The organism is Sphingomonas sp. 2SG (assembly GCF_005503285.1).
GTDB lineage: Bacteria > Pseudomonadota > Alphaproteobacteria > Sphingomonadales > Sphingomonadaceae > Sphingomonas > Sphingomonas taxi.
Genome location: NZ_SCMZ01000013.1, coordinates 1 through 14407, shown reverse-complemented (window position 1 = coordinate 14407; position 14407 = coordinate 1). Strand labels below are relative to the sequence as shown.

General features: G+C 59.1%; 10 protein-coding genes, 1 tRNA gene and 2 pseudogenes. 7 read left to right on the top strand and 6 right to left on the bottom strand.

Translation table 11 applies throughout. The features are described from left to right. Positions 1 to 22: 22 nt before the first annotated feature. Positions 23 to 107, bottom strand: a tRNA-Leu gene (locus tag FFS23_RS07495). A gap of 264 nt (positions 108 to 371) precedes the next feature. On the opposite strand from FFS23_RS07495, the gene FFS23_RS20045 reads away from it, so the two are divergent. Continuing rightward, positions 372 to 530 carry a hypothetical protein gene (locus tag FFS23_RS20045; protein WP_171009412.1) on the top strand — a complete coding sequence of 53 codons (159 nt, stop codon included), beginning with the start codon at positions 372 to 374 and terminating at the stop codon, positions 528 to 530. Here FFS23_RS20045 and FFS23_RS07490 read toward each other — a convergent pair. Beyond that, a pseudogene (locus FFS23_RS07490) lies at positions 523 to 1224 on the bottom strand (ATP-binding protein); the annotation flags it as partial. The gene FFS23_RS20045 and the pseudogene FFS23_RS07490 overlap by 8 nt on opposite strands. 106 nt (positions 1225 to 1330) lie before the next feature. On the opposite strand from FFS23_RS07490, the gene FFS23_RS07485 reads away from it, so the two are divergent. From FFS23_RS07485 to FFS23_RS07475, 3 genes are read left to right on the top strand one after another with little or no spacing between them, the layout of a single operon-like run. After that, positions 1331 to 3079: a TnsB C-terminal domain-containing protein gene (locus FFS23_RS07485; protein ID WP_171009411.1), complete on the top strand. Its 1749-nt coding sequence runs from the start codon at positions 1331 to 1333 to the stop codon at positions 3077 to 3079. Next, complete coding sequence (locus tag FFS23_RS07480; protein ID WP_137898100.1) at positions 3076 to 3987, top strand: TniB family NTP-binding protein; 912 nt, start codon at positions 3076 to 3078, stop codon at positions 3985 to 3987. Before FFS23_RS07485 ends, FFS23_RS07480 begins: the two co-directional genes overlap by 4 nt. Further along, a complete protein-coding gene (locus FFS23_RS07475) occupies positions 3984 to 4967 on the top strand; it encodes a TniQ family protein (RefSeq protein WP_137898099.1) in 984 nt (327 codons plus the stop codon). The genes FFS23_RS07480 and FFS23_RS07475 overlap by 4 nt, the downstream gene beginning before the upstream one ends. A 6-nt stretch (positions 4968 to 4973) precedes the next feature. On the opposite strand, the gene FFS23_RS07470 is transcribed toward FFS23_RS07475, so the two are convergent. After that, a complete protein-coding gene (locus FFS23_RS07470; protein ID WP_137898098.1) occupies positions 4974 to 5234 on the bottom strand; it encodes a hypothetical protein in 261 nt (86 codons plus the stop codon). 276 nt (positions 5235 to 5510) lie between these two features. On the opposite strand from FFS23_RS07470, the gene FFS23_RS07465 reads away from it, so the two are divergent. The 3 genes from FFS23_RS07465 to FFS23_RS07455 all read left to right on the top strand — a co-directional run bounded on the left by FFS23_RS07465 (position 5511) and on the right by FFS23_RS07455 (position 12726). Continuing rightward, entirely contained in the window at positions 5511 to 6116 is a 606-nt protein-coding gene (locus FFS23_RS07465; protein WP_137898097.1) for a histidine phosphatase family protein, read from the top strand. 1036 nt (positions 6117 to 7152) lie between these two features. Next, the gene (locus FFS23_RS07460; RefSeq protein WP_137898145.1) at positions 7153 to 10038 is read left to right on the top strand and encodes a class I SAM-dependent DNA methyltransferase; all 2886 of its coding nucleotides are present in this window, start codon (positions 7153 to 7155) and stop codon (positions 10036 to 10038) included. Positions 10039 to 10068: 30 nt separating this feature from the next. Then, entirely contained in the window at positions 10069 to 12726 is a 2658-nt protein-coding gene (locus tag FFS23_RS07455; protein ID WP_137898096.1) for an AAA family ATPase, read from the top strand. Here FFS23_RS07455 and FFS23_RS20395 read toward each other — a convergent pair. The 3 genes and pseudogenes from FFS23_RS20395 to FFS23_RS07440 form a co-directional block, all read right to left on the bottom strand. Next, a pseudogene (locus FFS23_RS20395) lies at positions 12723 to 13024 on the bottom strand (NADPH-dependent FMN reductase family protein); the annotation flags it as partial. The gene FFS23_RS07455 and the pseudogene FFS23_RS20395 sit on opposite strands and share 4 nt — an antisense overlap. A gap of 269 nt (positions 13025 to 13293) precedes the next feature. Then, positions 13294 to 13833, bottom strand: a complete 540-nt coding sequence (locus tag FFS23_RS07445; protein WP_249340578.1) for a c-type cytochrome — start codon at positions 13831 to 13833, stop codon at positions 13294 to 13296. 12 nt (positions 13834 to 13845) lie between these two features. Further along, positions 13846 to 14407, bottom strand: a 562-nt coding sequence (locus tag FFS23_RS07440) for a molybdopterin-dependent oxidoreductase (protein ID WP_171009410.1), incomplete at its 5' end; no start/stop codon positions are given.

Below are 14407 nucleotides of genomic sequence, written 5' to 3'. Positions count from 1 at the left end.
TCGGCATCCAGGCTGACATGAATGGTGCGGGTGGTCGGGCTCGAACCGACACTCCTTGCGGAACGGGATTTTGAGTCCCGCGCGTCTACCAATTTCACCACACCCGCACGGAGCCGCTTACTCAACCCGCATTCGCAGCGCCTGAAGGCACCGCAAGTAACCGGAACGGCCCTGCTCGTCACCCGGAGCGATCACCGGACAGCGTCCGCGAACCGGACCCCGGTGACGAGGCAAAGGCCGGTAGCCAATTGGCGAAGGGATCGCAAGCGTCTTGGATTAGCACCACGAGTCCGTTATGCTAATCCATGTCGTTGCGGACAGGTCGCCAGCCGTGCTGGATTGCCGCTCCGCTTCAAGATGGTGCTGGCAGTATGATGGTCGAGCAGGATAATTTGGAGCAGCAGCTGATGCGCGCGCTGCAAGAGGCCGACGCCACGGGGGATTGCCTCATCGCCGCGCTGCTCAGCCAGTGCCTCGACCTGATGCACCATCGCACCGCGTCTTCCGAACGGATCGCCGCCGTCAATTGATCGGGGCACGCCGGCGATAGCTCAGCGCCTCGGCGATGTGGACGCGACTGACGGTTTCCGCGCCGGCGAGATCGGCGATCGTCCGCGCGACACGCAGGATGCGCGTATAGCCGCGCGCCGACAGGCGCATCGCCTCCGCCGCTTGGGCGAGCAGGCGGCGACCGGCCTCCTCCGACGTGGCGACGCGGTCGAGCAGCGCCCCGTCGGCTTCGGCGTTGGTGCGGATCGCTTCGTGCGCATAGCGTTCGCTCTGGATCGCGCGGGCGGCGGCGACCCGTTTGGCGACCTCCGCCGAGCCTTCCACCGGGGGCGGCAGGATCAGATCGGTCGCGGTCACGGCGGCGACCTCGACGTGCAGGTCGATCCGGTCGAGCAGCGGTCCCGACACCCTAGCCTGATAATCGGCGGCGCAGCGCGGCGCGCGTGCGCAGGCGAGGCTCGCATCGCCGAGATGGCCGCAGCGGCACGGGTTCATCGCCGCGATGAGTTGCACGCGCGCCGGAAAGGTGACGTGCGCATTGGCGCGCGCCACGCTGACCACGCCGGCTTCCAGCGGTTGACGCAGCGAATCGAGCACCGCGCGCTGGAATTCGGGCAGCTCATCGAGAAACAGCACGCCGAGATGCGCGAGACTGACCTCGCCCGGCTTCACCTTGAGGCCGCCTGTGGATCGCCATCGGTTCGATGCACTGTGCGCAAGTTTCTGACCGGATCTTACCGCCGATTGACTACACTATGGGGAACGATAGCTTGCACTGGCGCCGCTTCTGCCCTCTCCAGACGTCATCGGAGCCAGTACCGTGACAGACTTGACGAAACAGGTAATACCGCTGGGACAAGCGATGATCTCTGGAACCGTAGACGGCGACGACATTATGGCATCGCCCGAACGGCTCAGGATCGCGACGCTTAGAAAACCAGTGTTGGATCGGCTGCTCGCACTCCCCAAGCGAACGAATCGGGAGGTACGCATTGCGGCTGAAGAGCTAAACTGTTCAATTCGAACCGTATTTACCTTACTGAAAAGATACGGTGCGTCGCGGCGGCTCGCAGACTTGGCTCCGCGTAGACGCTCCTCATTGCTCGGCAGGAGCATGGTCGATGCACGTGTCGAGGCTATTATGGCCGAGGTGATCGCTTCTTATCACCTCAGTCGTATGAGACCCACTATCACTCAGACGATTCTGGAAATACGTCGGCGCGCTCAACAACTCGGCCTTGCGCTGCCCAACCAAAAGACTGTGAGAAAGCGCATAGCAGCCATCCCAGCGGTGCAAATTGTACGATCGCGTGAAGGTGCGAAGCGAGCGCGCGAACAGTTTGGTTTGGTGTCAGGCTCAACGCCCGAAACCGAGTTCCCCCTGCAACGAATCCAAATCGATCACACACGCGTCGATCTTATTGTCGTGGATGAAGCGCTGCGTCAGCCTCTTGAGCGGCCTTGGGTGACAGTTGCGATTGACGAATATTCCCGAGCCGTGCTGGGCTTTTATCTTTCACTAGAAGCGCCATCGTCCACGTCGGTCGGGCTGTGCCTAGTCCATAGCATTCTACCGAAAGACGGGTGGGCAGCACGGATCGGGCTCGTCCCCAAATGGCTTCCGTATGGCCGGCCCGACGAAATCTACACTGACAATGGATCGGATTTTCGATCCGAAGCCGTGGAGCTGGGTTGTCGATCTTGGGGCATGGTGATCAACTTCCGTCCCGGCGGGATGCCCCACTTTGGCGGGATCGTAGAGCGAGTGATCGGTACGGCAATGCGATCGCTGAGAACCTTGCCCGGTGCGACCGGCGGCTCGATAGCTGAACGCGGTGACGTTGATCCCGCCAAAGGCGCATCGCTGACGATGCAAGAGTTGGAGCTACTGCTCGCGACCTTCATCGCGGGTCATTATCATTGCAAAATCCATAGCCATCACGGAATGACGCCGAACGCGCGTTGGCAGGCTGGTATTTTTGGAGATCAGCAGCGAGCCGGTAGAGGCATCCCAACGCCAATCAACGATCCCGCAAGGCTATTGATAGACTTCCTGCCGATAGAGCGCCGATCAGTGAACCGCCGGGGCATCCGGTGGGGTGGCATCCACTACATGGATGATATCCTTAGGCCTTATCTGGACGATCAATGCCAGACCAAATTTGTTGTTCGGCGTGATCCCCGTGATGTCTCGCGTATCTGGTTTCTTTGTCCCGACGATAATGTTTATTATCCGGTACGCTCGCGCGATATATCCCGCCCGAGTATTTCGGCATGGGAATTGGAAAATGCTCGCAAGCACCTGCGCGCTAGTGGCCAACGCGGCTATGACGAAACAGCGTTGTTTCAAGCCGCAGAGCTTCAACGAGAAATTGTTGCGAAATCGTTAGAGGCTCGCAAAGCCTCGCGAAAAAACCGGCTGGCGAAAGAGCGCCAGACAGGCGCGAGAATCAGTCAAAAATACTCGGAAACCCGTCTCGACAGTCATGAGCCTGCTTCGGCATCCCCTTGGCGTCGCATCATTGACGATGATCTAAAAGGCGACGAATTTTACGAGGTCGATGAATGACCAATCGGGTCCGCGAACTCACTGCGACCGCTAAGGAGCTTTTAAACAGTTCTGACGATGAGCGGGTCGGCTCGCTATCTCGAGAGCCGTTCGTGTCCTATGGGACAGCGAAGCGCATCTTGATCCGCATGAATGCCCTTCTGCACAGCCCGAGATCGCATCGGCCTGCAAGTATGCTTATCGCAGGCGCTACAAACAATGGAAAGACCATGCTCGTGCGCCGGTTCACCGACGCAAATTTGCCAGTCCATGACGAAGATGCGGATGCGGTGATCTGCCCCGTAATTTACATTCAGATGCCGCCGACCCCCGACGCTCGACAATTCTACCTCGCCATTCTCGAGAAACTTCATGTCCCGATACAACGGACAGCGGTCCTTAGCCACGTTCAGGCTCAAACACTAAAAATATGCAAGATTGTCGGACTTAAAGTCCTAATTATAGACGAGCTACATAATATACATGGCGGAAGGATTGAACAGCAAAGATATTTCCTAAATCTTCTTCGCTATATCTCAAACGAACTTGAAATACACATTATAGGATGTGGCCTAGCATCCGCCTTGAGAGCACTGCAATCCGACGAACAACTCACCAACCGCTTTGAACACTGGCCACTTCCGATATGGAAAAACGACAAAGCCTGTAAAGTGCTCCTGAACACGATCGAGTCCACATTACCACTCCGACGACAATCGAGCTTGTCGGAAACAGAGATGATAGAGCGTATCGTAGGCCTTTCCGGGGGAACGATCGGCGAGATCGTTCGCCTAATTAGAGAAGCCGCTGAGACAGCGATACGGTCAGGAGCGGAGCGTATCGACACTAATCTGTTGGATGGTCTGGGATGGGTTGCCCCCGAGAACAGACGGCGAGCGGCTGAAGCTGTTTTAGGGCATCGCGGTTGACCGCAACCGAGCTCCTTCCCTGGCGACCAAGCCCGAAGCCAAACGAGCTATTCTCGTCGTGGTTACGGCGCTTAGCGCTAGGAAACAGCGGGAAGATTCAGACATTTTGCCATTTGCTGTGGCCGGGTCGGCAACTTTGGAACAGAGACACCGATGCCATCGCCCCTGCCGAGGTGCTCTTGTCGCTCGCCTCGCGAACAGGACGGAATATAGCCCTTCTGGAAAAAACGACGCTTCGTGCATTCGAAGGCATCGTGTTTGAGCACGTGCGCGTCAAGGTCGCGACCCGTTGGGTGTTGCCACTTGGGGTATATCATCGAACCCGTCGATTGGGCGGTCAGCAATGGTGCCCTGTCTGCCTGAGGGAGGATGCCCACCCATACTATCGGCTAGACTGGCGCCTGGCATTTTCAACCTCTTGTTCGAAACACGGTATAATGCTTCACGATCGATGCACTTATTGCGGGGAGCCTGCCGTGCCCCATCGCGGCGTTGATCCTGAGTGTCACCAGTGCGGGTTTGATCGCCGGAAATCGCCGGTCACTTTCGGAGATTCGAGAGCGCTCCAGCTCGAACATACTATGCGTGCCGTGGCTTATGGCACCGGAACGCTACCGCCGCCGCTTCGCGACCTACATCCCTTGGCGTATTTCGATTTGCTAAGGCAGGTCTTCAGTATCGTGTCATCGAATCCACGGTCAGCGCGGCTAAGGGAAACTGTAACCCGCCACTCGGGCGGCGACCCCTCGCCCCCGACTCGTTCGACCAAAAGTTCGGCATTCGAGAATCTTTCAACGTCCGACAGGCATCGAATGATCGCAATCGGAGCGTGTTTGTTAGAGGGGTGGCCGTTCAACTTCATAGGCCTTTGCGCCGAGGCTGGGATGTGGAAAAGCTGGGCTATGCGCGGCGATCAAAGGCATATCCCTTTCAGATATGCCGACCCCGTCGCTACTTATCTTGCCCCGACTCTACCTTAGCCAGCTTTACGCGCCGCAAGACACGGTCTCCCGTCCTCGCTTTTTTGCATCTCGTTCGGCGGCTGAAGCAATAGCCGCATAATCCCGAAGAACCTTCTGCATGATCTTGACCTCAGCAAGTCCGACGTCGCTCGCTCCTACGAGCATGGCAGCCATGGCGCCCTCAAATCGATTGAGGCCGAACTCCACTTCTAGCACTCCAAGCATCGCCGACAGGCGGCTCGCGACAGCATCGAAGTCAACTTCGCTATCTGGCAATCTCAACAAACGCGCCTCCTGCACATACAGGGGCCCCGGTCCGAAGCCGGGTGTTCGTAACCCCGCGCGTAGCACAAGGCGCTGCCGCCTTTGAGCGGAGCCTTGGACATACGCGGCAGCCACCCGGCCGAGAAACTCGACCGGACTACGCCTTCAACGGGGTTACGACGCCCCACGGACGGGATTGACCGTGCCGCACATCGTAGATCGCAGAAACAGACACTATGGGCAACGGCCCGATGCCCTGTATGAATATGACTTCATCTGCAGAGGGCATATTTTCACGTGCGAGCGACATTTGTGCGGCATGGTCAGAGCACCGGAAATGCCGGAATGCCAAGCGACGACCTTTCCTTGATCGAGCTCACCGACCTTGGTTGGCAGCAGGCCCGTGATGTTGCCGCGGTGTGGGATGAAACACCGTCGCTGATAGTCACTTCGCCATACCTTCGCACTCAGCAGACGGCAGCACCTACGATCGAGCGGTTCCACAGCGTTCCAGTAGAAGTTTGGCCGATCGAAGAATTCACTTACCTTCAGCCTTCTCAATGGAACGGAACCCTCAGCTCTACGAGGATGCCTTATTTGGAGCGCTTCTGGAGCGCCGCCGACCCGACGTATTGCGATGGAGAAGGCGCAGAAAGTTTCGCAACGCTGCTTCGCCGCGCCGAAACGGCGCTTGGAAGGCTTTCGACCTTACCGCCCAACGCGCTGGTATACGTTTTTAGTCATGGTCAATTTATCCAAGCCGTCCGCGCTGTCATCAATGACAACCATTTGGACGACAAACAGAAGATGAAATTTTTTTGGAAAAAGGGCGCTCCGCCCCCAATAAGTAACGTACAAAGACTTTCGTTTAGTTTTGGATCAGAGGGATGGAATGAACGGTAAATTCGCATCGATTATCTAACCGATACAATCCGCTAATGCCGTTGCGACCGCGGACTCTGCCGAACTCAGTTTTTAGCCGCTAAAATTCGTCAGCGCTCAAACAAGCCGAGTCTGAAGAACGGCTTCGTCCCCGGGAGCCGTATCCGAGAGTCGCGGCTCTCAAGCGATGTGCTTCCGCGGCGAATACCGACTTGAACATTGCGGTTCGACGGCCCGTGACGGCTTATCCGAAGCGCGTCCACCGTCGCTCATGCCAGGCCCGAGACTGGATGATATCTCTGAACCGCCAGAACCGGGTTTCCCGAGTGTGGGGACCAGCCCGAACGAGAGTCCAGCACTCGCCGGTTGGCAGTTCGACGATGCGGTGAATGTGCGCGGCGTCGACGTGGTAGGTTTCGCCAGGGAGCCGGTGAACCAGTTCACTGCGCCAACCGCCGCCCGGATCCAGATTGAACACCTCTTCGACATAGCCGCCATCAAGGATCTCCGTCTCGAAGCTCCAGGGGTAACCTCGTGTCCGCGGAACCGGCAGCAGCTCACCCCTCCCCCTGTTTCCAACGTGGCCTGAACCGCACCATTGATTGATTTCGCGGCGGTGCGTTTTGAGCATACCCTCAGCGTTCCTGCGCTGGCCGGTCCGATTTGCGCCGAAAACAAACGTCTAAAATTTGGACCCAAATAGCCCGTCGGTCTTCCTGGAGCCCTAGCCAAGGAAGACCATACCGACCCTATCAAACGGCACCGCAGAAGCTCGATTGAGGGGTGAAGATCTGCTTTTTGGGGTGAGCTCGATGCGCTAGGATGCAGCTTCAACGTGCCAAGCGGCTGCGACGCGCGCGTGTTCACCGATGCCGAGAATGCCCCCCAGCCCCAGCCCTTCCGGCGGCCCGCACGCTGCTCGAAAGGCCCTCGTTCATTCGAGACGCTCCCGCAAAGGTCACGTCTTCGCGCTCTTCGGTTGCCGAGACAGCCCGACGCATTAGACATGGAGGCAGAGGCAGGGGTTTCGAGCGTCCTTGGCCGGTTATGGGGCAAAATGACACCACAGGAGTTTCTCAAGAAGTGGCGCAATGTCGAGTTGAAGGAGCGATCGGCATCACAGAGTCACTTTAACGATCTGTGTGCCCTACTCGGAATCGAGGACCCAGTATCCGCCGATCCAAGGGGCGAATGGTTCACGTTCGAAAAGGGGGCGAACAAGACCAACGGTGGTAATGGCTGGGCTGACGTTTGGCGGCGCGGCTGCTTCGGGTGGGAATACAAGGGGCGGCACGCCAACCTAGACCGGGCTTATGGCCAACTCCTTCAATATTCAGTGGCGCTTGAGAACCCACCGCTGCTGATCGTGTCGGACATGGATCGGATTATTATCCGGACAAATTGGACTAACAGCGTCCAAGAAACGCACGAGTTCTCTCTCGACGACCTCACCGACGGAGCAATCCGTGATAGACTCAGAGCTGCTTTCATCGATTCCGACCAGTTCAAGCCCGCGAAGTCGCGGCAGGAGCTGACCGAAGAGACCGCCAAGGAGTTCGCCGGCATAGCGCAGCGGTTGCGTGACCGCGGTTTCGATCCACGCCAGGTCGCGCATTTCGTAAATCAGCTAGTCTTCTGCATGTTCGCCGAGGACGTCGGACTTCTGCCGGACAATCTGTTCACAAAGATGCTAGAGGTCAGCAGAAGCGATCCCGGCAGGTTTGTAGACCACGCGTCCATGCTCTTTGGCGCGATGGCCCGACCCGGCGGCACCGTAGGATTCACGTCAATCGAATGGTTCAACGGCGGATTATTCTCCGACGAAGCCGCGCTGCCTGTCGATGGCGAGGATATTGAGCAGCTCCTTCGCGCGGCGCGAAAAGACTGGTCACAGATCGATCCGTCGATCCTCGGCACACTGTTTGAGCGCGGTTTGGATCCTGAGAAACGCAGCCAGCTTGGCGCTCACTACACTGATCGCGACAAGATCATGATGATCGTCCGCCCGGTCGTTATTGAGCCGCTAGAGGCCGAATGGGCGGACGCGCTCGCTCACATGACCAAGCTGGTGAAAACCGCGCCTCGCCAGACTAGTGACAAGCTGCTCCGCGGGGCCGATCTCGGCAGGCGCACGCGTGCGTTCACGGAAGCACAGGCTGTTCATGAGCGCTTCGTTCAGCGGCTTGCCGCCTTTCGTGTGCTGGATCCCGCCTGTGGATCAGGCAATTTCCTCTACGTCGCCCTTAGAGCGCTGAAGGACATAGAGCACAAGGCTAATCTAGATGCCGAAACTTTAGGCCTGTCGCGGGGCTTCCCTCGGGTCGGCCCTGAGTGCGTCCTTGGGATCGAGCTAAATCCTTATGCTGCCGAGCTTGCACGTGTTTCGGTGTGGATCGGCGAGATCCAATGGATGCGCCGCAATGGCTTCGCTGCGTCACGCAATCCTATTCTAAGGCCTCTCGAGACTATCGAGTGCCGCGATGCCGTTCTTGCTGATGATGGCTCTGCCGCAGAATGGCCCCTAGCGAACGCGGTGGTCGGAAATCCGCCCTTCCTCGGCAACAAAAAGATGATCGGCGAGCTGGGAGAGGATTACACAGTCGCGTTGCGACGCGCTTGGCCGACCGTTCCCGGTGGGGTGGACCTAGTATGCTACTGGTTCGCCAAAGCCTGGTTGATGGTCGACGAAGGCGTCGCCTCCCGAGTGGGGTTCGTGGCCACAAACAGCATCCGTGGCGGCAAGAACCGAGAAGTTCTCAAGCCGGTGGTGGAGCGCGGACGTATCTTCGAAGCCTGGGGTGACGAAGAGTGGACCGTAGAGGGGGCAGCGGTCCGCGTCTCGCTCGTCTGTTTCGAGGGAAGGGCCGACAGCGCGGTCATGCTCGACGGGCTACCGGTTTCATCCATATTCGCGGACCTTTCAGGCGAGCGTGGCGGCGTCGACCTGACGACGGCGCGGCCACTCGCGGAAAATCGGGATGTCGCATTTCAAGGTCCTGTGAAGGTTGGCAGCTTCGACGTTGAGGGCGTTGAGGCGAGGCGTTGGCTGCAGATGCCGATCAATCCCAATGGGCGCCCCAACGCCGACGTCGTGCGCCCGCTAATGAACGGCAGGGATATCACCCGCAGGCCCTCCGACCGGTGGATCATCGACTTCGGGACGATGTCGCAGGGCGATGCCGCACTCTACGAGGCTCCCTTCGAACACGTTCGCGCCGTTGTGAAACCTTTTCGTGATGGCAACCGCCGCGAGCGGCGGAGGACGTTCTGGTGGCAGCATGGCGAGACCGTGCCGGGCATAAGAAAGGCCGTAGCCGGGCTGACACGTGCTATTTTCACTCCCCGCGTCGCCAAGCACAGGCTGTTTGTCTGGGCGCCGCCCTCGGTCATACCTGACAGCCGAGTGGTCATCGTTTGTCGGGACGACGACGTTACCTTCGGCATCCTCCATTCGAAGTTCCACGAGTTATGGTCACTTGCACTTGGCGGGTGGCACGGCGTCGGGAACGATCCCCAATATACGCCGTCTCTTGGATTCGAGACCTTTCCGTTTCCGAACGGACTCACCCCGGACGTCTCAGTCGCTCAGCAAGCCGATCATCCGCACGCGGCCGCCATCACTACGGCCGCTATCCGTCTGGATGAACTCAGAAGAGCTTGGTTAAATCCCGGCGACCTTGCTGTCTCGCGGCCCGAGGTGGTCGGCGGTTTCCCCGATTGCATTGTGCCCCGTAGCGAGAGTGCGGCTGCAGAGCTGGGTGAGCGGACACTCACCAACCTCTACAACCAACCGCGCCAGTGGCTGCTCGATGCGCATGCGGCGCTCGATGCCGCTGTTGCCGACGCCTACGGTTGGGGAGACGATTGGTGTGGCGGTCGGCTAGGCGAGGACGAAATACTGGGCCGCCTTTTTAAGCTAAATAGGTCACGAACCGGCGGGTAAATATGCCTCAGAGTCCGAGGGAGAGGTAAATTGGGGAAGCTGCAGGAGTGGGTCGCCGGGCAGGAGGCGTGGATCGCTGATGCCTTGCATCGCGCCGCCATCGCCGGCGTGGCAACCGCTGAGGACGCCGACGCGATCGCGATCCGCGTTCAGGCTGCCAACGGAATTGCATCCGCTGGCGAACCAGAGTGCATGGTTTTCGAAGAAGGGTGCGTCGCAGCAGTCGGAAAAGCCATGGAGACTCCCCTGCTATGTTCGATCGGGCCACTGGCGCATGTTGATCGGCTTGCAACGGGCCAAGAGCTAAAATTCGCGCTTGATGGCCTGACCATCGTCTTCGGCGAGAATGGATCTGGCAAAAGCGGCTACGCCAGGGCGGCAAGACGGCTCTGTACGTCTCGTGTTCCGATCGTTCTTCAAGGCAACGTTTTTGACTCGGTGACCAGCGGCCCCGCAGAGGTCACCTTCTCCACAAAGACCGGCGACGCGGAGCCTGTTTCGCACAACTGGGCCGAGGGTTCGGAGCTTCCTGACGCATGCGTCCAGATGACCTTCCTCGATACGGCGAACGCGCGGCTCTATGTCGAGGACAAGGCAGAGATACTCTTCTTGCCGCCCGAAGTGCGGTGCCTCACGGTCATGGGCCAGCTGTATGGCCTTGCTGCCGAGCGCTGCCAGACAGCAGCTGACCGATTGAACGTAACGCATGGTGGCGCGATCCCCGTCCAGCTCGCACCAAGCACAGTGGCTGGCGCACTAGTTGGATTGCTGACGACGTCGACCACGCTCGCTAAGCTTCCGACAGCCGATCAACTGCGTGCTGCTGCCTCGTGGGATGACGTAGCAGCGGTGCAACTCTCTGAGGTACGCCGCCAGCTTGTTTCTGGCCCGGCCGCGCAGGCGCGCACCTTGCGGCGCCTTGGGCATGCCGTAAAAGCCGTCACTGACCGTCTCGTCGCGACGATCGTACCGCTAGGGCGACCTGCTATCGTGCGCGACGCGGATCTGCTCCAGTCTCTAGGGCAGGCGCGAATCGCAGCGGATGCCTTCGCAGCGGAGCAGGCCGGTCGCTTTCCTATAGCCGTCACTGGTAGCGAAACCTGGCAGACCCTTTTCCAATTTGCACGCCGGTTTGCTGCCGAAGCCAACATCGTTCCAGACGACGGTGCGTTTGCCGTCGGCGATCCTTGCATGCTCTGCCAAAGGCCATTGGATGAAGCTGCAAGCGAACGCATGAACGCCTTCGATGCTTTCATCGCGGGCGAGGCAGCTGCTGCGGTCGAAGTAGCCAAGAAAGCTGTAGCTGCTCGCGTGACGGAGCTGCGCGGGCTGCGAATCGATACCGAGGAACAAGTTCGCCAAGCGCTTGCGGAGTTCCGCGATCATGATGATGAATCTCGAATAACGGCCGACGCTGCTGCCGTAGCGAGCCAAGCACTGCTCCAGCACCGCGATAGGTTGTTAGAACATCTTGGTGGCGGAGCTGCCATGGATGCTTTGCCGGTGATCGCGCCGATCTTCGCGCTTCAGAGAGCGGGGGAGAGCATGATCGAACGGGCCGATGCACTCGAAAAGGGCGGCGGTGTCGATGATGCGTCGGTTACGTTAGAACTCGAGTTGCGGGACCGCGAAACGCTGGCGGGATGCGTCGATCATTTAATCGCTAGGCGGGACGGACTCGCCGACCGGCAACGCTATCTGTCGTGCGTATCTGCCCTGAATACGCGCCCTGTGTCGAAGCTTGCCTCGGCACTTCGGGGCGAACTTGTTACTCCTGAGCTTAGCGCTCGTATCAAGCGTGAGATTGCGTCTCTTGGCATCGAGCATGTGCCGTTGCGCTTCACCGAACAGAGCGCATCCGGAAAAAGCTTTTTTGAGGTGGCGCTCGACAGCGGTGGCCGGGCCAAGAAGTCGAGCGTGCTCAGCGAAGGCGAACAACGAGCGCTAGCAATTGCGTGTTTCCTCGCCGATGCACACGTCAGCGAGAGTAAGGGCGCGATCATTGTCGACGATCCGGTCACCAGCCTCGATCACCAGCGGATGCGACGCGTCGCAAATCGTTTCGTGGCCGAGGCTGCACGCGGCCGGCAGGTCATCATCTTCACGCACAATCTTTTGTTTTATCAGGAAGTGCTTCGTGCATGTGCCGACAGGTATCCTCAGGTGCCTGCGCTACCTTGTCTGATTCAGCAGTCGGAGCAAGGTTTCGGCCTTGTTTCAGTCGACGACCAACCTTGGATTGCGAAAAAGGTTAAAGAGCGTGAGCGTGCACTAGATGCGCAGCTCAAAGCTGTTCCCGATAACCTGGCGCCGGATAGTGACGAGCTTCGAAAGATCGCCAAACAGTTCTACACCGATTTGCGTGAAACCTGGGAACGAGCGGTTGAGGAGATTGTCCTCGGCGGGGTCGTAGAACGGTTTGGGACGGACGTTAAGACACAGAGTTTGAAGATGGTCGATATCGATGACGAGGACTATCGGGTTATCTATTTTGCTATGAAGCGAGCGTCAGAGCGTTCTGGTCACGACCAAGCGGCGGGGAAGCAAATCGATGCGCCAGACCGAACGCAAATGGAAACGGATTTGATGGAGCTGCGACGGTTCATCGCGGCTCATCGTAAAAAGACGTTGGCAGCCGGAGAGCGACGGAAGGATCTAGAACGTGCTCCAAAGGCGAGTGTCGCTTAACGCTGCTCGATGCTGGACAAATCGGTTGCAGCATTGATGGGCACTCCCGCCTCCTTTCGCTCGGAATAGCGATCGCCGTTTGAGCGGTATGTGGACGTAGCAGCACCGTGAAGCGCGCAAGCTCTTCCATCACGTCCACGATCCGATCGTAATAACTCGACGGCCTCATGCGGCCGGCCGCATCGAACTCATCGAACGCCTTGGCGACCGACGACTGGTTGGGAATCGTCACCATACGCATCCAGCGTTCCAAAACGCGCAGCATGTTGACGCTGTTGAACGACTGCGACCCCATCGACCGCCGGAGCCCCCTCGCCTTTCGGCCATCAACGTCGATCGATTCAATTGGTGTCTTTTGGGTATACCCTCTGCGTTCCTACTCTGGCCGGTCCGATTTCCGCCAAAAAGGGACATTAAGAATTTAGCTCGGATTGGCCCTTTGGTCCGCCTGGAGTCCTAACCAAGGAGGACCAAACTGCACCCTACCAAACGGCACCGATGAAGCTTCATTGAGGGTTGAAGCTCTTCCTTCTGTCCGCTCGCAAGGCAGTGTCGGCGCGTTGCAGTTCACTGCTGGCGACCGTCCCACAAACGATGGTATTTCGGGATTATGGAAGGAGATCGGTTAGCCTGTTCCACCTGAGGCATCGGGAGCCGCCTTGGGGTCGGGATCCTGTGCCTTGCCTGTCGCGGGTGCCGGTTGTGGCTCGGCATAGCGATGAGATAGGCGACGATCGCGTTGACGTCCTTCTCGGCCACCGGAGCCTTGTACACTTCGCGCATCTTGGTGACGGTCGCCTTCCACTGATCCGCCGATAGCGCAGGCTGGGTCAGCGCCATGCTGGCCGAGTGGCACGAAGTGCAGTTGGCGTTGATGACGTCGGCGTGCGGACCATCGGGGTAGGTAACGTCATCGACCGGCAGGTCGACGCTGGTCGAGGCGAGCGAAAAGCCGCGGGCTGAGACGCTGGTGGGCGGTGCCGGCTCGGATGTCTCGGAGATCGGGGCAGGCGCCTTGCGGCTGCTCGGCGCCCCGATCGAGACGAGGATAATACCGGTCAGGCCGATCAGGCCAGCGGCCATGATGCCGGTAGACGGGGTCTTCATGCTACTCGCTCCTCAGGCCGCGATGATGGTGGTGGTTTCGATGTTGCCGCGCATGAACCCGCCCGGGTTCCAGATCGGCTTCATCGGCTGGGCGACCCCATTGGTGTTCCAGCAGCGCACCATGATCGGGTTGGGACCGCGTCTCAGCGGCACGCGACCATCCCACCGACGGAAGCTGTACCTGCCCTCGTCCACTCCGAGCGTCGTCTTGTACCAAGTGCGCCCACCATCCGACGAGACATCGACCTTGGCGACGCCGCAATCGCCGCCCATCGCGATGCCGCCGACCGGGATCGACGCCTCATAGGCGATCGCCTGGCCATCGGGCAGGCTGGTCATCCAGCTGCGCGGGATCATGCGATTGATCGGCACGGTCGGGAAGTCCTTGGCACCGGGCGCGACATTCGCGCCGGGTGTCGCCGGTATCTTGTAGGCCTTGGCCATCCAATACTGGTCGTCAAGGCCGGGCAGTACCTCGATCGCGTTCAGCATCTTGACCCAGTAGGTCGAATACCAGCCCGGGACGATCAGCCGGCAGGGAAAGCCGTTGAGGAGCGGCAGCTGCTCGCCGTTC